The organism is Amycolatopsis sp. N2S4-7 (assembly GCF_058119595.1).
Genome location: NZ_CP172299.1, coordinates 7,492,474 through 7,517,972 on the forward strand (window position 1 = coordinate 7,492,474; position 25,499 = coordinate 7,517,972).

Sequence of the window (25,499 nt, forward strand, 5' to 3'; positions counted from 1 at the left end):
CACAATCGAGTGAGAACCGTTTCCGATCTCCCGGCGTCTTGCCTGTGTGAGGAAACCGTCACTGGAGGACGCCGACGAGGAGCACCTCGTCCGGCGCACGGCCAAGGGCGACCGCGCGGCGTTCGAACAGCTCTACCGCCGCACGTCGCCCTGGCTCGCCGTGCGCCTGCGCCGCCGGTGCGCGGACGAGCAGATCGTCGCCGAGGTCATGCAGGAGACGTACCTGGCCGTCTGGCGCGCGGCGGGCTCGTTCGCGGGCGCCGCGACCGGCGGCAGCGCGGTCGGCTGGGTGTGGACGATCGCGGCACGGCGGCTGGTCGACGCGTTCCGGCGCCGGGCGCACCACGCCGAGCCGCCGGTGGAGGTCGCCTTCGACGTCGCGACCGTGCCGGCGGCGGAGGAGGAGGCGCTGGCGGCGACGGTGGGTGACGAGGTCGGCGACGCGCTGCGCGACCTCGCGCCCGAACTGCGGCAGGTGCTGCAGGCGATGGTGCTCGACGGGCTGACCGTCCGCGAAACCGCCGTCCTGCTCGGACTGCCGGAGGGCACCGTCAAGACCCGCGCCCGCCGGGCGCGGATCGCGATGCGGGAGGCACTGTCATGAACCATGCGTCGGACCGGCTCATCGCCGCGTACGTTGCGGGCGAGGACCTCCCTGGTGACCAGCTGTTCGGCCTCGAGGCCCACCTCGAGACGTGCGCGGAGTGCCGGGCGCGGCTCGCCGCGGTGGCGCCGGCCCAGCCGGTGGTGGACGTCGTCTGGACGCGGCTGCAGGCCGAGATCGAGCTGCCGGGCACCCCGTTCCACGGGCCGCCCCAGCCGGTCCGGCAGCGGCAGGGGCACCGGCCGTGGCGGCGGTGGGCCGACACCTGGGTCACGCCGGCGATGGTGCCGTGGCTGGCGATGATCGCGCTGGTCACGCTGCTCGCGGTGGTGCTCGACCAGGCCGCGCACATCGTGCTCGACGTGACGGCGGTGCAGCTCTTCGCCCCGGTGCTGCCGGTGCTGGGGGTGGCCGCGTCGTGGGCGCGGGGGCTCGACGCGGCGTACGAAATCGTGGCCGCGACGCCGCGGGCGGGGCTCTACCTGATCGTCCGGCGGACGGTGGCGGTGCTCGGCGTCGTCCTGCCGGTGCTCGGTGTCGCCGGGTGGCTGACCGGCACCGCGCCGGCGCTCTGGCTGCTGCCGAGCCTGGCGTTCACCACCGGCACGCTCGCGCTCGGCGGGCTGGTCGGCGTCAGCCGGGCGGCGTACGCGCTGATCGCGGTGTGGGTCGCGGTCGTCGTGCTGCCGGCCTTCGGCCGGCCCGGGGACGCGTTCGCGCTGAGCACCGGCGCGCTGCCGGTGTGGGCGGGGATCTTCGCGCTGACCACGGTGGTCGTCGTCCTGCGCAGGTCGGCGTTCACCCGGCTCGGCGCTCATCACTAGGGAGACAAAGCGGCGCGTAGCGCCTCCGCTGAGGGTGGCGGAGGGGAAGAAGGAGGAGGGCACATGCGGGCAGTCGAGGCCGCCGAGGTCGCGCCGACGACCTACGCCTGGGAGATCCAGGCGGAGGGGCTGAAGGTGCGGGTGGGGCGGCGGAAGATGGCCGTGGACGGGCTGGACCTGTCCCTCGGCAAGGGGGTGCACGGCTTGCTCGGGCCCAACGGCGCGGGCAAGACGACGCTGATCCGCGCACTGGCGACGGTGCTGCGCCCGGCGGAAGGCAGGCTGAGGCTGCTCGGGGTGCCGGCCGGGGGGCCCACCGGGCAGCGCGGCCTGCGCCGCCGGATCGGGTACCTGCCCCAGAACTTCGGGTTCTACAAGCGGTTCACGGTCCGCGAGTTCGTCGAGTACATGGCGTGGCTCAAGGAGATGTCCAAAGCGGACATCCCGGGGGCGGTGCAGCGCGCGGTGGAGCGCGTCGGGCTGGCCGACCGCGCGGACGACCGGATGAAGACGCTGTCCGGCGGCATGGTCCGGCGGGTCGGCATCGCCCAGGCGATCGTCAACGACCCGGACATCCTCCTGCTCGACGAGCCGACGGCCGGCCTCGACCCGGCGCAGCGCGTGCGGTTCCGCGAGCTGGTCCAGCAACTGGGCCACGACTCGTGCGTGCTGATCTCGACCCACCTGGTCGAAGACGTGGCCACCGCGTGCACCGACGTCGTGCTCTTCGCCGAAGGCAAGCTGGTGTTCCAGGGAACCCCGGCCGAACTGGCCGCGGCGGGCACGGAAGAGCACGTGGGCGACAGCCCCATCGAGCGCGGCTATTCGGCCCTGCTGAACCACGAGCCGGGCAGGGAGGCGTGGTGATGACCGTCCACACCGGACTCCGCTCCGGAGGCTGCGGCCGGACGATCGGCGAACCCGCTCCGGAGGTGGCCCGGTGATCCTCCGCATCGAACTCCGGCGCTCGATCGCGCCCTGGGCCGGGCTGGCTGTTGTCGTTGTCGCGCTGGGCTTCCTCTTCCTGCTCTCCGGTCCGTGGTGGAAGGTGCCCGCGCCGTGGACCGCGCACTCCACCACCACCGCTCTGTGGATGCGGTTCATCCTGCAGTTCCTGGTGCCGGTCGCCGTCGGGGCCGGGGCGATCCAGGGCATGCGCGACAGCCGGTCCGGGATGGTCGAACTGCTCGCGACCACGTCGCGGCCGGGGTGGCACCGGGCGCTCCGGCTCGCCGGTGCGGTCGGTGCGCTGACCGGGCTCGGCTACCTCTTCGTGTTCGCCGTCGGGGTCGTCGAAATCCTGGCCCACGACGGGTTCTTCTCGCCCGGCTTCGTTCCCGTCCTCCTCGTCGGGCTGCTCGGGTTGGTCGCCGGGAGCTGGCTGGGTCTCGCGGCGGGGCGGCTGCTGCCGCACCCGCTGACCGCGCCCGGCTTGGCCGTGCTGACGCTCGTCGGGTCGGTCCTCTGCTGGATGTCGCTCGAACCGGGCCTGGACCCGGTCCTGCCCGTCCGCGCCGGCCCGCTGGCGCCGGCGGTCGCGCAGCCGCGCGGCACGATGGTGACCACCAGCGCGTCCCTCGACATCGGGCAGGCCGCCTGGTTCCTCGGCCTCGCCGCGACCGGGTTCCTCCTGCTGGCCGTGAACTCCGTGCGGGCGCGGCTGCTGAGCCTGCTGCCGCTCGTCGCGGGGGCCGCGATCGCGCTGCCGCTGCTCCCGGCCGTTCCCGGGGACGCGCTCACCGCCGACCGCTTCGCCGCCCGAAAACTCTGTGACGGCCCCATTTGCGTCGCGGAGCTGCACCGGGAGCGGCTGGCCGCGCTGGCCGGACCGGGCCGCGAAGCGCTGGCCATGCTGGCGAAACTGCCTGGCGCGCCGACGCGGGTCGAGGAGCAGGTCGCGCCCAGCCCCCCGGCCGAGCGCAAGCGGCGCGACCCCGGCGTCGTCTACCTCGACTTCCAGCGCAACGAAGAACTGCTCACGGCGGACGCGAGCGACCTGCGGCTGGCGGTGCTCTCCGGTGCGGGCGTCCCGTCCTGCGAACGGCCGTACGCCGGCAGCGTGTCCGACATCGGCGGCCGGATGATCGCGGCGGCGTACTTCACCGGCGAACTGAAGCCGCTGCCCGAGTACGCCGGCAAGTGGTACAAGACCCCGTCCGGCGAGGTCGAGCGGGCCTGGGAGACGTTCCGCACCCTCCCCGCGGACGTGCGGTTCGCCAGGGTCGCCGCGCTCCGGCAGGCGCTGCTGACGTGCCAGGGCGACCCGCTCGACACGCTGGTACCGGGGTCGTCGCGATGAGGTGGGTGACGCTCTACGCCCGGTCGCGGCAGCTGCCGGCGGCCTTCGCGGCCCTGGTCGCGGTGACCCTGGGCGTGTGGCTCCTCGGGCGTGACTCCTGGAACGTGATCCTGGTGGCGTTGACGCTGAGCGCCGGGGTCGCGGTGGTGGCGATCGGGCTGAGCGGCCAGGACGTGGACCTCGACCGGGCCGCGGCGTTGCCGTGGCCGGTCCGGCGGTTCGCGCACCTGGTGCTGATCGGCGTCGCGGCCGGCGCCGCAGTGCTGGGCGTGCAGCAGCTGGGCGCGGACGTTGTCGACATGTCGATCGTCGCGCGGGACGCGGCCGGGCTGGCGGGCTTGGCCGGCCTGGCCGCCACGGTCGCCGGTGGCCAGTTCGGCTGGACGTTGCCGCTGGCTTGGTGCGCGATCAGCCCGTTCGTCCCGGACGACGGCTCGACCGGAACCCGGGTCGCGAGCTGGCTGCTGCAACCGGCGGGAACGGCGGCCGCCGCCTGGACGGCGGTGGTCCTCGCGGGGGCGGGAGCCGTGGCCTACACCGGCTGGGGCGGTCGCCGCTAGCCGGGCGTGACAACGCAAAACGGGCCTGGACACGGGAAAGCGAGACGCGGAAAGTGAGGGGTCCGGGAATCCGGAAGACCTGGAAGAAGGAAACCCACTCCTTCCATGTCTAACGTATATCGCACTGGGGGGCTTGCCGCAAGACCCCGGTTGTGCTCCAAAATCGTCGTTCTCGGCCGCGGGTCCGCGGCCGAGAACGACAAACGGGGGTTTTGCGAGTGCGTGTTTTGTTGTCGACGTACGGGTCGCGAGGGGACGTCGAACCGCTGGTGGGGTTCGCGGTGGCCCTGCGGGCTCTCGGCGCGGAGGTACGCGTGTGCGCACCGCCGGACGAGGACTTCGCGCGGCGGCTGGCCTCGGCCGGCGTGACGCTCGTGCCGGTCGGTCCGTCGGCGCGGGAGCTCACCAAAGCGGCGCCGCCGCCGTCGTCGCTGCCCGAGCGCGCGGCCCAGCTGATCGAGGCCCAGTTCGCCGGGGTCACCGCGGCGGCCGAGGGGTGTGACGTGCTGGTGGTGACCGGCATGCTGCCGGCCGCGGCCGGCGCGCTGTCCGTCGCCGAGAAGCTGGGCATCCGCTCGGTGTTCGTGGCTCTCCAGAAGGTCGTCCTGCCGTCGCCGCACCACGCGCCGCTGGCGTACCCGGGGCGGCCGTTCCCGCCGGAGGTGACCGACAACCGGGTGCTGTGGGACCTCGACGCCGAAAGCGTGAACGCGCTGTTCGGCGAGGCGCTCGCCAAGCACCGGGCGGCGAACGGCCTGCCCCCGGTGGACGACGTCCGCCGCTACGTCCTCGGCGACCGGCCGTGGCTGGCGACGGACCCGGTCCTGGACCCGTGGGAGGAGACACCGGGACTGGACGTCGTGCAGACCGGCGCGTGGACCGTGCCGGACGACCGTCCGCTCCCGGACGGCCTGGAGGCCTTCCTGGCGGCGGGGGAACCACCGGTCTACGTGGGCTTCGGCAGCATGCCCATGCACGCGGCGGCGGACGTCGCGCGGGTGGCCGTCGAGGCGGTCCGGGCGCAGGGCCGCCGGGTGGTCGTCCTGAGCGGCTGGGCCGGCCTGGCCGCGGTCGACGACCAGGACGACGTCTTCGTCGTCGGCGAGGTCAACCACCAGGCGCTGTTCCGCCGGGTGGCGGCCGTCGTGCACCACGGCGGGGCGGGCACCACGATGACGGCGACCGGGGCCGGCGCGCCCCAGGTTGTCGTGCCGCAGGCGACGGACCAGCCGTACTGGGCGGGCCGGGTGGCCGCACTGGGGATCGGCGTGGCCCACGACGGCCCGGCGCCGACCTTCGAGTCGCTCTCGGCCGCGCTCCGGACGGCCCTGGCTCCCGAAACCCGTGACCGGGCCGCCGCGGTGGCGGCCACGATCCGCACCGACGGGGCGACGGTGGCCGCGAAGCTGCTCCTCGAGACGGCGGTCACTTCCGCGTGAACCTCGCGGGATCGCCCGGCGCCGGGCGGCCCGCGGCGGTTCGCTCACCGGTGCGCACCCGCACCGGCAAACCCAAGCTTTCGACCCAAGGGGATTCTTCATGATCGACGTGATCGTGGCCGGTGGCGGCCCGACCGGCATGATGCTGGCCGCCGAGCTGCGGCTGCACGGCGTGCAGGTGCTCGTGCTCGAAAAGGACCTGGAGCCGACCAAGGACGTCCGCTCGCTCGGCCTGCACGTGCGCAGCATCGAAATGATGGCCCAGCGCGGCCTGCTGGACCGGTTCCTCGAGCACGGGAAGCAGTTCCGGATGGCCGGTTACTTCGCCGGCATCGACAAGCCGTGGCCGGAGCGGCTCGACAGCGCGCACTCCTACGCCCTCGGCATCCCGCAGCCGGTCACCCTGCGCCTGCTGACCGAGCACGCGGCCGAGGCCGGCGCCGAGATCCGGCGCGGCTGCGAGGTGGTGGGACTGAGCCAGGACGACGACGGCGTCACCGTCGAGCTGGCCGACGGCTCCGAGCTGCGGGCGCGCTACCTCGTCGGCTGCGACGGCGGGCGAAGCCCCGTGCGGAAGCTGCTGGGCGTCGCCTTCCCCGGCGAGCCCGCGCGGCAGGAGGCGCTGCTGGGCGAGATGGAGGTGACCGCGCCGGCGGAGGAGGTGGCCGCCGTGGTCGCCGAGGTCCGCAAGACCGAGAAGTGGTTCGGGCTCGGGCCGTCCGGCGAGGGGTTGTACCGCGTTGTCGTGCCCGCCGAGGGGGTGGCCGAGGACCGCTCGGTCCCGCCGACCCTCGACGAGTTCAAGGAGCGGCTGCGGGTGTTCGCCGGCACCGACTTCGGCGTGCACTCGCCGCGGTGGCTGTCCCGCTTCGGCGACGCGGCCCGGCTGGCCGAGCACTACCGGGTCGGCCGGGTGCTGCTGGCCGGCGACGCGGCGCACGTCCACGCGCCGCTGGGCGGGCAGGGCCTCAACCTCGGCATCCAGGACGCGGTCAACCTCGGCTGGAAGCTGGCCGCCGAAATCGCCGGCTGGGCCCCGGCGGACCTGCTCGACAGCTACCACGCCGAACGGCACCCGGTGGCCGCCGACGTGCTGGACAACGTCCGCGCGAAGGGCGAGCTGATGCGCCCCGAGCCCGGCCCCCAGTCCGTGCGCCGGTTGCTGGCGAAGCTGATGGACTTCGAGGAGGTGAACCGGTTCCTGATCGGGCAGATCGTCGGGATCGAGATCCGCTACGACTTCGGTGAGGGCCACCACCTGCTCGGCCGGCGGCTGCGGGACCTCGAGCTGAAGCGGGGGCGCCTGTACGACCTGATGCACGGCGGCCGCGGGCTGCTGCTCGACCAGACCGGGCAGCTTTCGGTGGCCGGCTGGGAGGACCGCGTCGACCACGTCGTCGACGTCAGCGAAGAGCTGGACGTCCCCGCCGTGCTCGTGCGGCCGGACGGCCACGTCGCCTGGGTCGGCGAAGACCAGGCGGACCTGCTCACCCGGCTGCCGCAGTGGTTCGGCGCGCCGAAGAAGGCTTGAGGGGAAGATGGAGCACGAGGAAGAACTGCGCGCCGAGCGCGCCTACGTGGCCGGGCTCTACACGCGGCTCGACGCCGAACGCGCCCGGGTGCGCGGCGAATACCAGGCGGCGCTGGGCGGCAACGACGTCGGCGCCATGGAACGGGACGTCCGGGTGCGTGCGCTCAGCCGCGAGGTGCGGCGGCTGGACGTGGTCGACAACGGGCTGTGCTTCGGCAGGCTGGACGCCGTTTCGGGGGAGCGCTCGTACATCGGCCGGATCGGGCTCTTCGACGAGGAGAACGAGCACGAGCCCGTCCTGCTCGACTGGCGGGCCCCGGCGTCCCGGCCGTTCTACACCGCCACCGGCGCGAACCCGGAGAACATGCGACGGCGTCGCCAGTTCCACACCCGCGGACGGCAGGTGGCCGACTTCACCGACGAAGTCCTCGGCCGTCCGGACGGCGAGCAGGGCGACCTGGACGCCGCCCTGCTCGCCGCCGTCAACGCCCCACGCGGTGAAGGCATGCGCGACATCGTCGCGACGATCCAGGCCGAGCAGGACGAGATCATCCGGCTCGACCACCCGGGCGTGCTGGTGATCGAAGGCGGCCCGGGCACCGGGAAGACGGTGGTGGCGCTGCACCGCGTCGCCTACCTGCTCTACACCCAGCGGGAGCGGATGGAACGCCACGGCGCGCTCGTCGTCGGGCCCAACCCGGCGTTCCTGAACCACATCGGCCGCGTGCTGCCGTCGCTGGGCGAGACCGACGTCGTGTTCATGACGGCCGGCGACTTCGTGCCGGGCCTGCACGTCACGGCCGAAGACGCCCCGGATGCCGCGCGGCTCAAGGGCTCGCTGAAGATGCTCGACGTCCTCGAGGCGGCCGTCGCCGACCGGCAGCGGCTGCCGGAGGAACCGCTGCCGATCGCGCTGAGGGACGTCACGGTGCGGATCGACGCCGAGACCGCCGAGTGGGCCAGGCAGGAGGCGCGCGACAGCGGGCTGCCGCACAACGAAGCCCGCGACGTGTTCACCGACATCGTCACGTACGTGCTCACCGAACGGGCGATGGGCCGGATCGGCCGGGGGTGGCTGCGCCGCGACAACCGCGAGGAGTGGGAGAACTTCCGGGCGGAGCTGCTCAAGGACCTCGCCGCCGACGAGAAGTTCGCCAAGGCGCTCGACCAGCTCTGGCCGATCCTGACGCCGGAAACCCTGCTGGCCGAGCTGTACTCCTCGCCCGGACGGCTGCGCGCGGCCGGCGCCGACGCCGTGCTGTTCCGCGCCGAGGGCGGCGCCTGGACGGTGTCGGACGTGCCGCTGCTCGACGAGCTGGTCGACCTGCTGGGGCGCGACAAGGCCGCCGACCGCGCGGCCGAGCGGGCCGCCGCACGGGAACGCCGGGCCAAGGAGGCCTACGCCGCCCACGTGCTGGACAACCTCATCGAGCGCGAGGACGTCGACGAAGACGTCGGGCTGGTCGCCAAGGACCTGCTCCACGCCGAGGACCTGGCGGACCGCTTCGTCGAAGCCGACACCCGGACCCTCGTCGAGCGCGCCACCGCGGACCGGGACTGGACCTACCGGCACGTCGTGGTCGACGAGGCCCAGGAACTGTCCGAAATGGACTGGCGGGTGCTGATGCGGCGCTGCCCCGGCCGGTCGTTCACCGTGGTGGGCGACCTCGCCCAGCGCCGGTCGGCGGCCGGGGCGACGTCGTGGGCCGCGGTGCTGGAGCCGTACGTGCCCGGCCGCTGGGTCTACCGGTCGCTGACGGTGAACTACCGCACCCCGGCGGAGATCATGGCGGTCGCCGCCTCGGTGCTGGCCGGGTTCGCGCCCGACGTCCGGCCCCCGGAGTCGGTCCGCGCGTCCGGCGTCCAGCCGTGGGCGAAGCACGTCACTGAGGACGAACTGACGGCGGCGATCGACGAGTTCGTCCGCGATGAAGCCGGCCGCGAAGGCACCAGCGTCGTGATCGGGCCACCGGGGGTGCCGGGCGCGGTGCCGCCGTCGGAGACGAAGGGCCTGGAGTTCGACGCCGTCCTGGTGGTGGACCCGGACCGGATCCTCGCCGACGGCCCGCGCGGCGCGGCCGAGCTCTACGTCGCTCTCACCCGCGCCACGCAGCGCCTCGGCGTCCTGCACCGCGGCCCGCTGCCGCAGGCGCTGGCCGGGCTCGCCGAAGCCCCGGCCCTGGTGCGGTGACGTTCAGACGTCGCGGAAGTTGGTCTCGAGCTCCAGCGGCTCGCGGTCCCAGTCCTCGACGCCCATGGCGAGGATGCGCTCCGGGTGGATCCGGATCACCGCGTCGTCGAAGTGGTTGTCCGGGAGGTTGACGCCCACCAGGGCTTCGGCGCGGCCGCGGATCTCCAGGCAGCGCACCCGCCAGGGGTTCGTCGACGGGAGGTCGTCGACGACGAAGGCGACTCGGTCGTGCGTCGCGATGTTGCGGAACTTCTTGCTGTTCCGCAGGTTGTGCCCGGTGACGTCGATGGCCTTCTCGTCCGGGTTGTAGCGGAAGCCGACCGGGTTGACCTGCAGGGTTCCGTTCGGCTGCTGGGTCGCGAGCCGGCCAAGCGGCTGGGCGGCGAGGTAGGAGAGCTCTGCTTCGGTGAACATGCTCCGAAGCTTCCAACTTCAAGCTCCCTTGAAGTCAAGCAGGCGGTCGGCGAACCGGGCACCGATCCGGCGGTGGGCCGCGGGACACGGGTGGAGGGCGTCCGGCAGCGGGAGCTCGGCGAAGTCGGCTTCGCCGTACAGCTCCCGGCCGTCGAGGTAGCGCAGGTTCGCGTCCTCGGCCTGCCGCTCGGCGACGATCCGGGCCAGCTCGGCCCGGACCACCTCCAGCGTCAGCTTGCCCGCGGCCCGCTCGGCGGGGTCACCGGTCGCGCGGAAGCGGACCTCGCCGGCGGCCAGCGCCTCGTGGTCGAAGTCCCCCGGCCCGGGCGTCTGCTCGTGGATCGGGCAGTAGAGGGCCGAGACGACCACGATCGGCGTGTCCGGGTGCCCTTCGCGGACGGTGTCGAGGAACCCGTGCACGGCCGGGCCGAACGCGCGCAGGCGCATCAGGTCGGCGTTGACCACGTTGATGCCGAGCTTGACGCTGATCAGGTCGGCGGGCGTGTCGCGCAGGGCCCGCGCGGTGAACGGGTCGAGCAGCGCGTTGCCGCTGAAGCCCAGGTTCACCAGCTCGACGCCGGCCGCGAGCGCGGCGAGCGCGGGCCAGGTCGTGGCCGGGCTCGCGGCGTTCGAGCCCTGGCTGATCGAGCTGCCGTGGTGCAGCCACACCGGGCCGCGCTCCGGCACGACCTCGACGGGTGCGTCGGTGCGCAGCGCCACCAGCTGCGTGATCTCGTTGTGCGGCAACCAGATCTCGACGTCCTTGGGCTGCGTGCCCAGGTGGTCGAACCGGACGGCGCCGGCCGGGCCGTCGCGGTGTTCGCCCGCACCGGTCCGGGGGTCGACGGTCAGCGTGTCGCCGCCGGCCGCGCCCGCCTGCGCGACGAGCTCGCCGTCGACGAGCAGGTCGTACACCCCGTCCGGCCGGGGCGGGGCGCCCGCGTAGACCACTTTGGTCGGCAGCGTCTCCAGCTCGACGACGTCGGCCCGGGTCCGGAACCGCAGCCGGACGCCCGCGGGCTGCGCCTCGGCCCTGGCGAGCCGCGGGTCGGTGTTCTGGGCGCGGGCCCGGGCGGGGAGCCGGTGCGGCGCCAGGCCGCGGCCGGTGCGCTCCAGTTCGAGGGCACCGCGCACGAGGTCCGCGGTGATGGGGGTGGTGATCATGAGGCAGGCCTACCGCGGAGAACGGTGCACGCGCAACCGGATTCAGGAGAAGAGGGCGTCCGCCCAGCTCGACTGCCGCGTGAGACCCGGCGGGACGGCGAAGTGCGCCGAGCCCGTGTGCTGGACGTACTCCATCATCGCGTCCTTCGACGACAGTGCCTGCTGCATCGGCACGTACTGCTTCCGGGTGTCGCGGTTGAACGCCAGGAAGAACAGCCCCGCCTCGAGGTGGCCGACGCCGTCGGAACCGTCGACGAAGTTGTAGCCGCGACGCAGGATCCGCACGCCGTTGAGCGCCTGGTGCGACGCCAGCCGGACGTGCGCGTCCTCGGCGATCAGCGGCTCGCCACCCGCGCCGCCGACCTCGAGGTCGAGCTCGTCGAACTCCTTCTGCTGGCCGAGCGCCGCGCCGACGCCCTTCGTGCGGCCGATGATCTGCTGCTGGCCGTCGAGGGTTTCCCGGTCCCAGGTCTCGATGTGCATCCGGATCCGGCGCGCCACCAGGTAGGTGCCGCCCGCCATCCACGCCTGCCCGTCGGCGGCCTGCGCCCACACCTGGTCGCGGAGCACGTCGGTGTCCTCGGCCTTGATGTTGTTCGTGCCGTCCTTGAAGCCGAACAGGTTCCGCGGCGTCTGCTGTGCCCGCGACGTCGACGAGCTGCGGCCGAAGCCGAGCTGCGACCAGCGGACCTCGGTGACGCCGAAGCCGAGCCGCACCAGGTTGCGGACCGCGTGCACCGCGACCTGGGGGTCGTCCGCGCACGCCTGGATGCACAGGTCGCCGCCGCTGCGCGCCGGGTCGAGCTTGTCCTTCGGGAACAGCGGCAGGTCGATCAGCTGCGGCGGCCGCTTGGCCGCCAGGCCGAACCGGCCGTCGAACAGCGACGGCCCGAAGCCGATGGTGAGCGTCAGGTTCGACGGCGGCAGGTCGAGCGCCTCGCCGGTGTCGCCGGGCGGGGCGTACTCGCCGCCGTTGATCGCGCCGCCCGGCACGACCTCCTGCCCGGCCGTCATCCGGCGGGCCGCCTCGGTCCACGTCTTCAGCAGCTGCCGCAGCTTCTCGCGGTCCTTCGTCGTGACGTCGAGGGCCGCGAAGTGCAGGTTCGCCTGGGTCGGCGTGACGATCCCGGCCTGGTGCTCGCCGTGGAAGTCGACGGTGTTCACCGACGCCTCGGCGTTGCCGCTGGTCGCCTTGTCGATCCCGATGCCGGCGGCGGCCCCCGCCCCGGCGAGCGCGACACCCGCGCCCGCCAGGCCGAACAGCTTCCGCCGCGAAACGCGCGTGCCCTCTTCCGATGACACTTCAGTCACTTGGAGACGACCTCCGCAACCTTGCTCAGCGGCTCGCTCAGGGCGTCGACGGCCGAGGCGAACTCCTTGACCTGGTCCTGGGAAAGGTCGGTGTACAGCTTGAAGCCGTCACCGGCGCGCTGCTTGTCGAGCAGGCCCTGGACGTTGGCGAACTCCTTGTCCAAGGTGGACACGAGAGCCGGGTCCTTCACCTGCAGGATCGGCCGCAGCGAGGTGATCGCGCCCTTCGAACCGTCCACGTTGGCCTGGAAGTCCCAGAGGTCGGTGTGCGAGAAGGCCTCCTCCTCGCCGGTGATCTTGCCGGTGGCGACCTCGTCGAGCAGGCCCTTCGCGCCGTTGGCCAGGTCGAGCGCGGTCAGCTCGAGGGCCTTCGACTTCGTGACGAGGTCCTTGACGTCGGTCACCAGCTTGTCGGCGATCTGGGCGCTGTCGGGCTGCAAGCCGGTCTTGAACAGGTCCTTCTCCAGCCGGTGGAACCCGGTGAACTGCTGGCCCGGCTCGAGGTCGGCCTCGCGGACGTCGATGGCCGGGTCGAGGTCGCCGAACTTCTCCGCCACCGGCTCGATCCGCTCGTAGTAGACGCGGGTGCGGGCGTAGGCGGCCTTCGCCTCGTCGACCTTGCCGGCCTTCACGAGGTCGGCGAACTTCACCGTCTCGTCCTGCAGCGCGGCGGTGTTGTTGCCGACGTAGTCCGCGTAGCTCTTGGTGGCCTGGGACTTCTGCGCGTTGGTGTCGTTCTGCTTCGCGACGCCGCCGGTGACCGTGAAGTCGCCGCGGATGCCGTTGCCCGCCATGCCCGGCTTGCACGCGGTCTGGTACTTGCCGGCGTCGGCGACCTCGACGATCAGCCGCCGGTTCAGCCCGGGCGCGATGTTCTCGACTTCGCCCATGATCCGGTCGCCCTCGGCGTAGAGGTAGAACTCGGTGACCTTGGTGCCCTTGTTGGTGATCTCGAAGGTCACGTTGCCGGCGTCGGCCGTGGTGGCGGAGACCTCGCACGCGGTGTCGGACGCCGCGACCTTGATCGGGCCGCCGTCCGCCGCGGCACCCGCGGAGTCGCTCTTGCTGTCGCAGGCGGCCAGCGTCACCAGGACGGCGGCGCCGGCCAGTACGGCCAGCGAGGGGGTCTTGCGCACGGTCACTCCTTCGAGGCGGCCGCGGCGGCGGGGGCCGGCGCGGTCTTCTTGCTGGGCTTGAGGAACAGGGGCAGCACGATGGCGACGTAGGCGACCCAGGCGACGGCCTGCAGCACGGTCGTCTGCTGCGAGTAGTTGAAGATGCCCTTCAGCAGTGCGCCGTACCAGGACGTTTCGGGCAGCGTGGCCGAAGCGTCGAAGGCGAGGGTGCCGATGCCGGGGAGGAACGCGGCTTCCTGCAGGTCGTGCAGGCCGTAGCCGAGCACGCCCGCGGCGACGAACACCAGCAGCACGCCGGTGATCGTGAAGAACTTGCCCAGGTTGAACCGGACGGCGCCCTTGTAGAGCAGCCAGGCGAGCACGACGGCGGCGGCGATGCCGATGGCGAAGCCGATCAGCGGCTGCACGGTGTCCGACTGCGCGGCCTGGACGGTCGAGTAGAAGAACACCGCGGTCTCCAGCCCCTCGCGGCCGACCGCGAGGAACGACAGCAGCAGCACGGCCGCCGGGCCGACGTCCAGCGCGTCGTCCATCTTCCCGCGCAGTTCGGCGGCGATGCTCTTCGACGCCTTGCGCATCCAGAAGATCATCGCGGTGACGAACACGACCGCGACGATCGACAGGCTCCCGCCGAGCAGTTCCTGGTGTTCGAACGACAGCTGCGCGGTCGTGTAGGTGAGGACCGCGCCGACGGCGATCGACAGCAGGACCGCGGCGCCGACGCCGGGCCACACCCAGCGCAGCGCGTGCCGCCGCTCGGTCTTGACGAGGAAGGCCACCAGGATGCTGACGACCAGCGCCGCTTCCAGGCCTTCGCGTAGCCCGATCAGCGCGCTCGAGAACAACACCGGTCCGCCTCCCTGGTTCTTCGGGGTTCGTGAAGGTTTTAGGTAAGGCTCACCTGTAAGTCCAGCGAGCCTACGCCCGGGGGAGGCGGATGAAACGGGCAAAAAGGACTGAAGCCCGAAGTTAGGTTAGGGTAACCGCAGGTCAGCGGCCTGCGCGTCGACTCGATAACAAAATTTGTGATGTCGCTGGCAGGGGGATTGTTTTAACCCTCCGCTTGCCTGGTCAGACGGTCGGCGGGTGGACCGGAACGAGTGTCACTCTTGAGTGGCTCCGTAACCTGACCGGGTGGCCGATACCGCTCAGCCGACCGTCACGCCCCCCTCGCCGCCCTCGGGTGGCCCGCCCCGGCGCTACCTCAGCCGGGCGGCCCTCGCGCTGGCGCTGGTGCTCACCGGGGTGGTCCTGGTCGTCACGATCGGTGTCCGGAACCCGGACGAGCCGGCCGCGCCGCCGCCGGTCCAGCCGGCGCTGGCCATCCCGGAGCAGCGTCCGCAGCCCGGCGCCGAAGCACCGCGCGCCGGGCTCGCCGCGCCGGTCGACCGGCCGCAGGTGTCGGACCAGGCCGAGCTGGACGCGTGGGCGACGCGCGTCGCGGACAAGACGCACATCCCCGCGCGCGTGCTCGCCGCGTACGGCCGGGCGGAGATGTGGATGCAGCGCCAGAAGCCGACGTGCCACCTCTCGTGGGCGACGCTCGCGGGCATCGGCCGCGTCGAGACGGAACGGGGGGAGTTCGACCTCGCGGCGATCGGCGCGAACGGCCGCGTCGCGAAGCCGGTGGTCGGCCCGCCGCTGGACGGCTCACCCGGAGTGCCGGCGGTGCACGACACCGACGCCGGCAAGCTCGACGGCGACAAGTCGTGGGACCACGCGATCGGCCCGATGCAGTTCCTGCCGTCGACGTGGAAGAAGTACCAGGAGCGAGCCAACGGCGACGGCGGCACCCCGGACCCCCAGAACGTGGACGACGCGGCCTTCACGGCGGCGCGGTTCCTGTGTTCGGGTGCCGACGACCTGGGCACGCCGGCGGGCTGGTGGCGGGCGATCCTGTTCTACAACCAGGCCCTGGCGTACGGACAGGACGTGTTCAGCGCGGCGGACGCGTACGCGGAGGCGAGTGTCGCACCCTGAGTTCTCAGAGCTCGCGATCGGGGCCGGCGCTTTCGACGAGTTCCCCGACCCGCCGCATGGCGGCCGCGATGGCGGCGCTCCCGCGGGTGGCGGCGCGCAGCGTCGTGCGGCTGACCGCGTACGGGCGTCATCCCGGGCGCGACGCGCTGCGGCGCGGCGCCCCGGCTCGGCGTCCTGCGTGCGGATCTGGCACCCGACCTGTTGCCGCGGGCGACCGTCGGCACGCTGCGGATGCTCTCGCGCGGCTCCGACGTCGGCGGGGCTCAGGTGGCGGATCTGCTGCTGGACGGGTTCAGAGCTCGCGGTCGGCGACGAACGGCGTGACGGCCGTCAGCACCAGCAGCAGCAAGCCGGCGTACGCGCCGAGTGTGGCGAAGATCGACATTTCCGGTCCCTCCTCAATGGGTCTGGAACCAGCTTCGCCCGCGGAGGGGGTGTCGCGGATCGGCCGAGGGGCCCGGCCTGATCGGCCGAAAGTCCGAGGCGCACCGGGCCGATCGGCCCTGGTCGTTCAGGACTCGCGCAGCGCGATGCGCGCCTTGACCTCGCTGATCGCCTCGAGGTACTCCGGCACCGGGTTCATCGCCGACGCCATCCGCATCTGGGCCAGTGCCTCGACGAACCTGCCCAGGCGCTGCAGGGTCCGGCCCAGGATGAACCGCGCGTAGTGGTCCGTCGGGTCCAGCTCGATCACCCGGGTGAACGCCGCCTCGGCGCGCCGCAACTGAGCGGAGTGGAAGTACGCGCGCCCGGCCAGCAGGTGGACCGACGGCTTGTCCGATTCCGACTCCAGCAGGGGCTGCAACGCTTTCAGCGCGTCCAGCGGACGACGGCGGCCGACCAGGTCTTCGGCCTGGCGGAAGGCATGGAACCGCGACTCCTCGGGAGGCTGCGAAGCAGCTGCGGCGTCCGTCATGGTCACTCCAACGTTACCCCGGGAGGAGGGGGTTGCACACGCCGCCGAACGGGACGTGATGGACTGTGCCGCCATGAGCAGCGGGTACCGGGGCCTGGCGCCCTACCTCTACTACGCCGACGCCACGGCGGCGCTCGCCTGGCTGACCAGGGTCTTCGGGTTCACCGAGGAGGTCCGGTTCTGCGACGCGGCGGGCGAGGTCTTCCAGGCGACCCTCCGCGCGGGCGACGCGCGGATCCAGATCGCGGGCGTCGGCGCGGACTACTGGCAGGCCAAGGGCGTCGACGGACCGGTCGGCCAGCTCAACATCCTCTACGTCGACGACGTCGACGGGCACTACGAGCGGATCGAGGCCGCCCTCCGTGACGAGTGCGAGCTCGACCCGCCGCAGGACCAGCCCTACGGCGCCCGGGTCTTCACCGTCGCCGACCTCGGCGGCAACAGCTGGACGTTCTGGCAGCAGACGTCCGAGACCGTCGAGCTGCCGCCCGGCTGGCAGGCGGTCCGCGCGGAGGACTGAGGACCACCCGATACCGGCCGTGCCTCCAACGGGTGAACCGCGGCGACGGCTAGGCTGGGCGCGTTACCGCAGGCACGACGCACCGAGGAGCATGGCGTGGCTCTCATCGAGCAGGTAGGCGCGCGCGAGATTCTGGACTCGCGCGGCAACCCGACGGTCGAGGTGGAGGTGGCTCTCGACGACGGCACCCTGGCGCGGGCCGCGGTCCCGTCGGGGGCGTCGACCGGCGAGCACGAGGCGGTCGAGCTGCGGGACGGGGACACCGGCCGCTACAACGGCAAGGGCGTCGAGCGCGCGGTCGCCGCGGTGCTCGACGAGATCGGTCCGGAGATGGTCGGCATCGAGGCCGTCGACCAGCGGATCGTCGACCAGAAGCTGGTCGACCTCGACGGCACGCCCGCGAAGTCCCGCCTCGGCGCGAACGCCATTCTCGGCGTCTCGCTGGCCGTCGCGAAGGCCGCCGCCGAGTCGGCCGAGCTGGAGCTGTTCCGCTACCTGGGCGGGCCGAACGCGCACGTGCTGCCGGTCCCGATGCTGAACATCCTCAACGGCGGTTCGCACGCGGACAGCAACGTCGACGTCCAGGAGTTCATGATCGCGCCGATCGGCGCGGAGACCTTCCGCGAGGCCCTGCGCTGGGGCGCCGAGGTCTACCACTCGCTGAAGTCGGTGCTGAAGGGCCGCGGCCTTTCGACCGGTCTGGGCGACGAAGGCGGCTTCGCGCCGAACCTGGCGAACAACCGCGAGGCGCTCGACCTGATCCTGCAGGCCATCGAGAAGGCCGGTTACACCCCGGGCCGCGACGTCGCGCTCGCGCTCGACGTCGCCGCGACCGAGTTCTTCGCCGACGGCGCCTACACCTTCGAGGGCACCAAGCGCAGCGCCGAGCAGATGTCCGCCTACTACGGCGAACTGCTGGCCAACTACCCGCTCGTGTCCATCGAGGACCCGCTGAGCGAGGACGACTGGGACGGCTGGGTCACCATGACCGCCGAGGTCGGCGACAAGGTCCAGATCGTCGGCGACGACCTGTTCGTCACCAACCCGGACCGGCTCGAGGAGGGCATCACCCGCCGCGCCGCCAACGCGCTGCTGGTGAAGGTCAACCAGATCGGCACGCTCTCCGAGACGCTCGACGCGATCTCGCTGGCGACGTCCTTCGGCTACAAGTCGATGATGAGCCACCGGTCCGGCGAGACCGAGGACACCTTCATCGCCGACCTGGCGGTGGCCACCGGCGTCGGCCAGATCAAGACCGGCGCCCCGGCCCGCGGCGAGCGGATCGCGAAGTACAACCAGCTGCTGCGCATCGAGGAGACCCTCGGTGACGCCGCCCGGTACGCCGGCGAGCTGGCCTTCCCGCGGTTCAGCGCCGAGGGCTGAGCCGGCCATGGCGGACCGGGGGAGGGCACGCACCCGTCGCGGGGCCGGCGGGTCTTCGAGGACGGGCGGGTCCGCACGGGCCCGCCGTCCCGAAGCGGCGCGGCGCCGCACGGGCGACGCGGAAACCACCAGGGCCCGGCTGCGCCGGGGCCTGGCGGCGAAGCGGGCGTCCGGCGCGGCGAAGGTGCTCGGCATGTCCACCACCCGCCGCGCGGCGGTGGTGGCGATCGTGGTGTGCGCGCTGGCGTTCACCATCGCGGTGCCCCTGCGCACGTACCTCTCCCAGCGGACCGAGGTCCGCGAACAGCAGGCGCAGCAGGCTCAGCTGCAGCAGGAGGTCGCTCAGCTCCAGGGCCGCAAGGCGGAGCTGAGCGACCCGGCGCAGATCGAGGCGGAAGCCCGCCGACGGCTGCGGTACGTCAAGCCGGGCGAGACGCCCTACATCGTCCAGCTGCCCGAGGACAAGGCGCCGGACGCGGCCCCGCAGCCGGGACAGCAGCAGGTGACGGGCGGCTCCTGGTACGAGAACCTCTGGAACCAGGTCTCCGGCGGCTGACCCGCGCGGGCCGCGGACCGGGTGGCGAGCCTCACGCACTAGCCTTGACCGCGTGGACAGCACGCAGCAGCACCGGTTCGAGCCCGTCACCGACGCCGACCGCGAGATCATCGCGGAGCAGCTCGGGCGGCCGCCGCGGGCGTTGCGCGCCATCGCCGCCCGGTGCCCGAGCGGGCACCCCTCCGTGGTGCAGACCAGCCCGCGGCTGGAGAACGGCACGCCGTTCCCGACGCTCTACTACCTCACCTGCCCGAAGCTGAACTCGATGATCGGCACGATCGAGGCCTCGGGGATCATGAAGGAGATGACCGAGCGGCTCGCCACCGATCCCGAGCTGGCCGAGCGGTACCAGCGCACCCACGAGACCTACCTCGCCGAGCGGGACGCCATCGAGCCGCTCGGCCACCAGGTCACCGCGGGCGGCATGCCGGGCCGCGTCAAGTGCCTGCACGTGCACGTGGCCCACACGCTCGCGGTGGGTCCCGGCATCAATCCGTTCGGTGACGAAACCCTCGCGCTCCTTAAGGCGAACGGGTGGCCCTCGGGTGACTGCGCCGCGTAACGCTCGCGCCGCGTAAAGAGATTACTGGTCTGGGTGAGCGAAAACCCCGATCCGGGAAGATCCCAACTCCCGAAGGGGTGAAACCGCGCCTCGGGTACGGCAGGCTGTCACCCGGGAGAGTGGTGACCGATCCGGCCAGGAGGGCTCTGAGCTATGCGCGTGCGGCGGCTGCCTGACGCAGTCGGGAGCTACACCCGAAGATTCGGGCTCCGCCACCGCACCGCGTACCCCCTGATCGCCGGCATCTTCGCCGTGGTCCCGGCGCTGGTCGCCGGCGGCGGCACCCTCGGCTGGCTCGGCGGGAGCGCTGACCACACCCGCGACGCCGCGCTCGGCCAGGGCTACGACCCCGGCCACGCCGCCCTCCAGCAGATCGCCGTCGACGGCACCCTCCCCGGCACCCCCACGCCGCTGCCGCTCCCGGCCTACGAACTCCCCGACGGCCCCCTCGGCGTCCCGGCCACCGCGCTGGCCGCGTACAAGACCGCGGCCGACATCCTCGGCCGCGAGCTGCCCGCGTGCCACATCGACTGGGCCCTGATCGCCAGCATCGGCCGCATCGAGTCCAACCACGCCCGCGGCGGCTACGTCGACGCGACCGGCACCACCCGCGAACCGATCCTCGGCCCGCAGCTCAACGGCCAGGGCGGGTTCGCCGCCATCCCGGACACCGACCAGGGCCTGCTCGACACGGACCCGGTGTGGGACCGGGCGGTCGGCCCGACGCAGTTCATCCCGGCGACCTGGAAGGCCTACGCCTCCGACGGCAACGGCGACGGGAAGTCCGACCCGAACAACATCTTCGACGCCGCGCTCGCCACCGGCCGGTACCTCTGCTCGGGCGGGTTCGACCTGGCCAACCCGGACCAGCTGCGCGCGGCGATCTACCGCTACAACAACTCCGACACGTACGTGAACACGGTGGTCCTCTGGGCCGAGGCCTACCGCAACGGGATCATGCAGGTGCCGGACAGCACGGTGCCGGTCGGCGCCCCGAACGCGGCGCTGGCCCCGGCCCCGCCGCCGATCCCGCCCCCGCCGACCCCGACGGTCACGCCGACGAGCCCGCCACCGACCACACCGGACACGACGACGACGACCGAGACGTCGCCCTCGTGCGAGCCGCCGACCACGAAGGTCATCCTGTCGACGGAGATCACCACGACGACCACCCCACCGCCGAAGTCGACCCCGACCCCCAGCACCACGACCCCGGAGCCGACCCCGACCCCGACTCCGACGTGCGGGCAGACGGTCACCTCGGTCTCGACCACCACCACGACCACGACCGTGGGGCCGCCGACGTCCGGCTAGGGTGATCGCATGCCTCGTGTTGCCGCGATCGACTGTGGGACCAACTCCATCCGCCTGCTCGTCGCCGAGCTGACGCCGCGCCACGACGGCACGGTCGACCTGCGCGACCTGCACCGCGAGATGCGGATCGTCCGGCTCGGCCAGGGCGTCGACGCCACCGGGCAGCTCGCTCCCGAAGCGCTGGAGCGGACGAGGGCGGCCCTCGCCGACTACACGGTCGCCGCGCGCCGCAAGGGTGTCGAGAAGGTGCGCATGGTCGCCACCTCGGCGACCCGCGACGCGAAGAACCGCGACGACTTCTTCCGCATGACGCGCGAAACCCTCGGCGTCGAGGCCGAGGTGATCAGCGGCGACGAAGAGGCGCGGCTCAGCTTCACCGGCGCCGTCGGGGAGCAGGACCCGGACGACGGCCCGTTCGTCGTGGTCGACGTCGGCGGCGGCTCGACCGAGCTGGTCCTCGGCACCTGGGACGGCAGGCAGGCCGAGGTGCTCGCCGCGAAGTCCGTCGACATCGGCTGCGTCCGGATCACCGAGCGCGCGCTGAAGAGCGACCCGCCGACCGCCGACGAGATCGCCGCCGCCCGCGACCTGGCCGGCAAGGTCCTCACCGACGCGTTCGACGTCGTCGACGTCGCCCGCGCCAAGACCTGGGTCGGCGTCGCCGGCACGGTGACCACGCTCTCGGCGATCGCGCTGGGACTGCCGGAGTACGACAGCGACCGCGTGCACCTGTCCACATTGAGCCCGGCGGACATCGACCGGCTCGCGACGCGCCTGCTCGCCGAGGACCACGCCACCCGCGCGGCGAACCCGGTGATCCACCCCGGCCGGGTCGACGTCATCGGCGGCGGGGCCGTGGTGGTCCAGACCCTCGCGGAGCAGCTCGCGGCGCGCGGCGGCCCGACCGAGCTGGTGGTCAGCGAGCACGACATCCTCGACGGCATCGCCCTGTCCCTCGCCTGACCGACCGTTCGGCCGCCCCAAAGGGCTTGTGCCGCAACGCAAACCGTGGGTGAGCGCGTGATGACCACCAGTCCGCGCTGGGCCGTCCGGTCCATCCGGATTCCTCCGTTCGTTGTGCTCCAACCAGGTGGTCCTGACGGTCGTCACTCATTTGCAACACCGCAGTCCTGTGATCGGCTTCACCGCCCCCGCTAGCGTGCGTCTCACCTTTCGGACGTCACGGATATGGAGGGGATCATGCGTCGTTCGCGCAGGCTCTGGGGACCCACGGTGGTGATGACCTCGCTGGCGCTCGTGCTGGCCGCGTGCGGCGGCGGCTCGGGCAGCTCCGCGGGCGCCGGCGAGACGGACCCGGACGGCACGGTCAGCGTCTACGGCACCGAACCGCAGAACGCGCTGGTCCCGACCAACATCAACGACCTCGGCGGCACGAAGGCGATCCAGCCGATGTTCGCCACCCTGGTCGGCTTCAAGGGCGCGGACGCGAAGCCGTTCAACCTGATGGCGGACTCGATCACCACGACCGACTCCAAGGTCTACGACATCAAGATCAAGCAGGGCTGGAAGTTCCACGACGGCACCGAGGTGAAGGCGCACAACTTCATCGACGCCTGGAACTACGGCGCGTACGGGCCGAACGGCCAGCTCAACACCGACTTCTTCTCGAACATCCAGGGCTACGCCGACGTCCACCCCGAGGACGAGAACGCCAAGCCGGCCACGGACAAGATGTCCGGGCTGGTCGCCAAGGGCGACTACGAGTTCCAGGTGACGCTGAACGCGCCGTTCTCCGTCTTCGACATCAAGGTCGGCTACCAGGCGTTCGCGCCGCTGCCCGACTCGTTCTTCAAGGACCCCAAGGCCTTCGAGCAGCACCCCATCGGCAACGGCCCGCTGAAGTTCGTCTCGCGGACGCCCAACCAGGACATCAAGCTCACCCGCTTCGACGACTACAAGGGTGACGACAAGGTCAAGTTCAAGAACCTCGACATCAAGATCTACTCGAGCCAGGAGACCGCCTACCAGGACCTGCTGAGCGGGCGGCTCGACTTCATGGAGGCGCTGCCGCCGTCGGCGGTCGCGGGCGGCAAGTACAAGGCCGACCTCGGCGACCGGCTCGTCACCGGCCACCTGCTCGGGATCAGCACCATCGCCGTGCCGTACTACGTGCCCGGCTACGACAACCTCGAGCTGCGCAAGGCCATCTCGATGTCGATCGACCGCGCCCAGATCACCAAGACGGTCATGAACGACACCTACGTGCCCGCGGACGGCTACATCTCCCAGGGCATCCCGGGTGCCCGCGCCGGCGTGTGCCAGTTCTGCAAGTTCGACCCGGCGGCGGCCAAGGAGGCCTTCGCGAAGTCGGGCTTCAAGGGCAAGCTGACCATCGCGTCCAACGCGGACGGCGGCCGCAAGGAACCGCTGACCGCGGCGTGCAACAGCATCAAGAACACCCTCGGCGTCGAGTGCGACTTCGTGCCCGCCACCGACTTCGGCCAGTGGCGCAGCATCGTGACCGGCAAGAAGCTGACCGGCATGGGCCGCTCCGACTGGTCGGCGGACTACCCGTCCATCGAGGACTTCCTCAACCCGATCTACAAGACCGGCGGGTCCTCGAACGACTCCAGCTACTCGAACCCGCAGGTCGACTCGATCCTGGCCCAGGCGGACGCCACCGCCGACAAGGACGCCGCGGTCAAGCTGTACCAGCAGGCCGAGGACCTGATCGCGAAGGACCTGCCGTCGATCCCGGTGTGGGACGAGAAGGGCGTCGCGGCGAAGTCGAAGAACCTCAAGGCCGCGGGCCTGGACTTCCGGCGCATGCCGGACTACCCGTCCATCGAGGTCCTCAAGAAGTAGTGCCGCGCTGTTCCGCCGTACCCACCACCACGGCGTCGTGGGCGGGAGCGCACTCCCGCCCACGGCGCCCGGCGCGCACTAGGAACTCGTCATGATCCGCTATGTCCTGCGACGGCTGCTGCAGCTGATCCCGGTGTTCTTCGGCACCACGTTCCTGATCTACGTCCTCGTCTGGGCCGTCCCCGGCGACCCGTTCTCCGGCAAGTGCGGCCAGGCCGCCTGCCCGCCGGCCTACATCGCCCAGATGACCGAGAAGTTCCACCTGGACGACAACGTCTTCGTCCAGTACTTCAAGTACCTCGGGAGCCTGCTCACCGGCGACTGGGGCGAAACCTTCAACGGCACCTCGGTCGGCGAGCTGATCGCCACCTCGTACCCGATCACGCTGCGGCTCGCGGTGGTCGCGGTGGTCATCGAGGCGCTCATCGGCCTCACCGCGGGTGTGCTGACCGGGTTGCGGGGCAACGGTTTCCTCGACAACCTCGTACTGGTCTCGACCACGTTCCTGATCTCGCTGCCGGTGTTCGTCACCGCGATCGTGCTGCAGCTCGCCCTGGGCAGCAACGGTCTCGGGCTGATCGAGGCCAGCGTGTCCGACGACCCGGGGATCGGCGAGCTGATCGTGCCCGGCATCGCGCTCGGCAGCCTGTCGATGGCGTACGTCGCCCGGCTGTCGAGGACGAGCATCGCCGAAAACCGGCGCGCCGACTACGTGCGGACGGCAATCGCGAAGGGCCAGCCGAACAGCCGCGTCGTCGGCGTCCACCTGCTGCGCAACTCGGTGATCCCGGTGCTCACGTTCCTCGGCACCGACCTGGGCGCCCTGATGGGCGGCGCGATCGTCACCGAAGGCGTGTTCAACATCAACGGCCTGGGCGGGCTCATCTTCCGCGGCATCCAGAACCGGGAGAGCGCGACCGTCGTCGGCGTGGTCGTCCTGCTGGTGCTGGTGTACCTGCTGATGAGCCTGGTCGTCGACCTGCTCTACGCCGTTCTCGACCCGAGGATCCGCTATGACTGACCCGAACCTGGTGGGCGGCGGCGGGGCCGACGCGGCCGAGCTGTCCCGCGTCGACGACTCCGCCACCGGCCCGCACAAGCCCCGCAGCCTGTGGAGCGACGCGTGGCGCCAGCTGCGGCGCAAGCCGGCGTTCGTCGCCTCCGCCGTGATCATCGCCCTGATCGTGCTGATCGCGATCGCGCCCGGCCTGTTCAGCTCGCGCGAAGCGGGCTTCAGCGATCTCACGCACGCCAACGAAGGCCCGTCCGCGGACGCCTGGTTCGGCTACGACAACCAGGGCTACGACGTCTACGCGCGCACGATCTACGGCGCCCGCGCGTCGCTGCTGGTCGGGGTGTTCTCGACGCTGCTGACCGTCCTCTTCGGATCGCTCGTGGGCATCGTGGCCGGCTACTACGGACGCTTTGTCGACAGCCTCCTGTCGCGCTTCGGCGACATCTTCGCCGGCCTGCCGTTCGTGCTCGGCGCGATCGTCATCCTGACGACGTTCAACGCGCCCGGCTCGAACCCCGGCGCCGTCACGATCATCGTCCAGGTGGTCTGCTCGATCGCGGTGCTGAGCTGGCCGGTCGCGATGCGCATCATGCGCTCGGCGACGCTGGTGGCCAAGCAGCTCGACTACGTCAAGGCCGCGCGCGGCCTCGGCGCGAGCACCCCGCGGATCATCTTCCGGCACCTGCTGCCGAACACGATCGCGCCGGTGCTCGTGTACGCGACCATCGCGCTCGGCGCGTTCATCGGCGCCGAAGCGACGCTGGCCTACCTCGGCATCGGCGTGCGCCCGCCGGTGATCTCGTGGGGCGTGATGATCAGCGACTCGCGGGACTACTTCCGGGTGGACCCGCACATGCTGCTGTTCCCCGGCGCCTTCGTCACCCTGACCGTGCTGGCCTTCGTGATGCTGGGTGACGGCATCCGCGACGCGCTCGATCCGAAGTCGAGGTAGGT

The 25,499-nt window shown here is 71.8% G+C and carries 24 protein-coding genes; 18 read left to right on the plus strand and 6 right to left on the minus strand.

The annotated features are described in order from the left end of the window. Positions 1–46: 46 nt before the first annotated feature. The 8 genes from ACH54P_RS35645 to helR all read left to right on the plus strand — a co-directional run bounded on the left by ACH54P_RS35645 (position 47) and on the right by helR (position 9,448). Positions 47–604: an RNA polymerase sigma factor gene (locus tag ACH54P_RS35645; protein WP_489907688.1), complete on the plus strand. Its 558-nt coding sequence runs from the start codon at positions 47–49 to the stop codon at positions 602–604. After that, on the plus strand, positions 601–1,428 hold the full coding sequence (locus ACH54P_RS35650) for a zf-HC2 domain-containing protein (RefSeq protein WP_489907689.1): 828 nt from the start codon (positions 601–603) through the stop codon (positions 1,426–1,428). The genes ACH54P_RS35645 and ACH54P_RS35650 overlap by 4 nt, the downstream gene beginning before the upstream one ends. 63 nt (positions 1,429–1,491) lie before the next feature. Then, complete coding sequence (locus ACH54P_RS35655; RefSeq protein ID WP_489907690.1) at positions 1,492–2,295, plus strand: ABC transporter ATP-binding protein; 804 nt, start codon at positions 1,492–1,494, stop codon at positions 2,293–2,295. A 73-nt stretch (positions 2,296–2,368) separates the two neighbouring features. Then, positions 2,369–3,727, plus strand: coding sequence for a hypothetical protein (locus ACH54P_RS35660; protein ID WP_489907691.1), 1,359 nt, complete (start codon positions 2,369–2,371; stop codon positions 3,725–3,727). Further along, complete coding sequence (locus ACH54P_RS35665) at positions 3,724–4,287, plus strand: hypothetical protein (protein ID WP_489907692.1); 564 nt, start codon at positions 3,724–3,726, stop codon at positions 4,285–4,287. The genes ACH54P_RS35660 and ACH54P_RS35665 overlap by 4 nt, the downstream gene beginning before the upstream one ends. A 218-nt stretch (positions 4,288–4,505) precedes the next feature. Next, positions 4,506–5,726 carry a glycosyltransferase gene (locus tag ACH54P_RS35670; RefSeq protein ID WP_489907693.1) on the plus strand — a complete coding sequence of 407 codons (1,221 nt, stop codon included), beginning with the start codon at positions 4,506–4,508 and terminating at the stop codon, positions 5,724–5,726. A 100-nt stretch (positions 5,727–5,826) separates the two neighbouring features. Next, on the plus strand, positions 5,827–7,257 hold the full coding sequence (rox, locus tag ACH54P_RS35675; RefSeq protein ID WP_489907694.1) for a rifampin monooxygenase: 1,431 nt from the start codon (positions 5,827–5,829) through the stop codon (positions 7,255–7,257). 7 nt (positions 7,258–7,264) lie between these two features. Continuing rightward, positions 7,265–9,448, plus strand: a complete 2,184-nt coding sequence (gene helR / locus ACH54P_RS35680; protein WP_489907695.1) for an RNA polymerase recycling motor ATPase HelR — start codon at positions 7,265–7,267, stop codon at positions 9,446–9,448. A gap of 3 nt (positions 9,449–9,451) precedes the next feature. Here the strand turns inward: helR and ACH54P_RS35685 are convergent, their stop codons facing one another. Genes ACH54P_RS35685 through efeU form a run of 5 tightly spaced genes read right to left on the minus strand, consistent with a single transcriptional unit; the run spans position 9,452 to position 14,321 of the window. Next, on the minus strand, positions 9,452–9,862 hold the full coding sequence (locus tag ACH54P_RS35685; protein ID WP_489907696.1) for a PPOX class F420-dependent oxidoreductase: 411 nt from the start codon (positions 9,860–9,862) through the stop codon (positions 9,452–9,454). A gap of 18 nt (positions 9,863–9,880) precedes the next feature. Further along, a complete protein-coding gene (locus ACH54P_RS35690) occupies positions 9,881–11,026 on the minus strand; it encodes a GDSL-type esterase/lipase family protein (protein WP_489907697.1) in 1,146 nt (381 codons plus the stop codon). A gap of 42 nt (positions 11,027–11,068) precedes the next feature. After that, a complete protein-coding gene (efeB, locus tag ACH54P_RS35695; RefSeq protein ID WP_489907698.1) occupies positions 11,069–12,337 on the minus strand; it encodes an iron uptake transporter deferrochelatase/peroxidase subunit in 1,269 nt (422 codons plus the stop codon). Further along, positions 12,334–13,479: an iron uptake system protein EfeO gene (gene efeO / locus ACH54P_RS35700; protein ID WP_489907699.1), complete on the minus strand. Its 1,146-nt coding sequence runs from the start codon at positions 13,477–13,479 to the stop codon at positions 12,334–12,336. Before efeO ends, efeB begins: the two co-directional genes overlap by 4 nt. Continuing rightward, entirely contained in the window at positions 13,476–14,321 is an 846-nt protein-coding gene (efeU, locus tag ACH54P_RS35705; protein WP_489907700.1) for an iron uptake transporter permease EfeU, read from the minus strand. Before efeU ends, efeO begins: the two co-directional genes overlap by 4 nt. Positions 14,322–14,706: 385 nt before the next feature. Between efeU and ACH54P_RS35710 the strand changes: the two genes are divergently transcribed. Then, complete coding sequence (locus tag ACH54P_RS35710) at positions 14,707–15,453, plus strand: lysozyme family protein (protein ID WP_489916830.1); 747 nt, start codon at positions 14,707–14,709, stop codon at positions 15,451–15,453. A gap of 511 nt (positions 15,454–15,964) precedes the next feature. Here ACH54P_RS35710 and ACH54P_RS35715 read toward each other — a convergent pair. Then, positions 15,965–16,369, minus strand: a complete 405-nt coding sequence (locus ACH54P_RS35715) for a tetratricopeptide repeat protein (protein ID WP_489907701.1) — start codon at positions 16,367–16,369, stop codon at positions 15,965–15,967. A gap of 73 nt (positions 16,370–16,442) precedes the next feature. Between ACH54P_RS35715 and ACH54P_RS35720 the strand changes: the two genes are divergently transcribed. From ACH54P_RS35720 to ACH54P_RS35760, 9 genes are all read left to right on the plus strand, one after another. Further along, positions 16,443–16,889 carry a VOC family protein gene (locus tag ACH54P_RS35720; protein ID WP_489907702.1) on the plus strand — a complete coding sequence of 149 codons (447 nt, stop codon included), beginning with the start codon at positions 16,443–16,445 and terminating at the stop codon, positions 16,887–16,889. Positions 16,890–16,985: 96 nt separating this feature from the next. Further along, a complete protein-coding gene (eno, locus tag ACH54P_RS35725) occupies positions 16,986–18,272 on the plus strand; it encodes a phosphopyruvate hydratase (RefSeq protein ID WP_489907703.1) in 1,287 nt (428 codons plus the stop codon). Positions 18,273–18,465: 193 nt separating this feature from the next. Next, positions 18,466–18,828 carry an FtsB family cell division protein gene (locus ACH54P_RS35730; RefSeq protein ID WP_489907704.1) on the plus strand — a complete coding sequence of 121 codons (363 nt, stop codon included), beginning with the start codon at positions 18,466–18,468 and terminating at the stop codon, positions 18,826–18,828. A gap of 52 nt (positions 18,829–18,880) precedes the next feature. After that, positions 18,881–19,390 carry a DUF501 domain-containing protein gene (locus ACH54P_RS35735; RefSeq protein WP_489907705.1) on the plus strand — a complete coding sequence of 170 codons (510 nt, stop codon included), beginning with the start codon at positions 18,881–18,883 and terminating at the stop codon, positions 19,388–19,390. Between the two features lie 153 nt (positions 19,391–19,543). Next, positions 19,544–20,704: a lytic transglycosylase domain-containing protein gene (locus ACH54P_RS35740; protein ID WP_489907706.1), complete on the plus strand. Its 1,161-nt coding sequence runs from the start codon at positions 19,544–19,546 to the stop codon at positions 20,702–20,704. A 9-nt stretch (positions 20,705–20,713) separates the two neighbouring features. Beyond that, positions 20,714–21,667 carry a Ppx/GppA phosphatase family protein gene (locus tag ACH54P_RS35745; protein WP_489907707.1) on the plus strand — a complete coding sequence of 318 codons (954 nt, stop codon included), beginning with the start codon at positions 20,714–20,716 and terminating at the stop codon, positions 21,665–21,667. Between the two features lie 237 nt (positions 21,668–21,904). Further along, complete coding sequence (locus ACH54P_RS35750; protein ID WP_489907708.1) at positions 21,905–23,530, plus strand: peptide ABC transporter substrate-binding protein; 1,626 nt, start codon at positions 21,905–21,907, stop codon at positions 23,528–23,530. A gap of 91 nt (positions 23,531–23,621) precedes the next feature. Continuing rightward, complete coding sequence (locus ACH54P_RS35755; RefSeq protein ID WP_489907709.1) at positions 23,622–24,551, plus strand: ABC transporter permease; 930 nt, start codon at positions 23,622–23,624, stop codon at positions 24,549–24,551. Then, positions 24,544–25,497 (plus strand): ABC transporter permease, encoded by a 954-nt coding sequence (locus tag ACH54P_RS35760; protein ID WP_489907710.1) that lies wholly within the window; start codon positions 24,544–24,546, stop codon positions 25,495–25,497. Before ACH54P_RS35755 ends, ACH54P_RS35760 begins: the two co-directional genes overlap by 8 nt. The last annotated feature ends 2 nt before the right edge of the window (positions 25,498–25,499 follow it).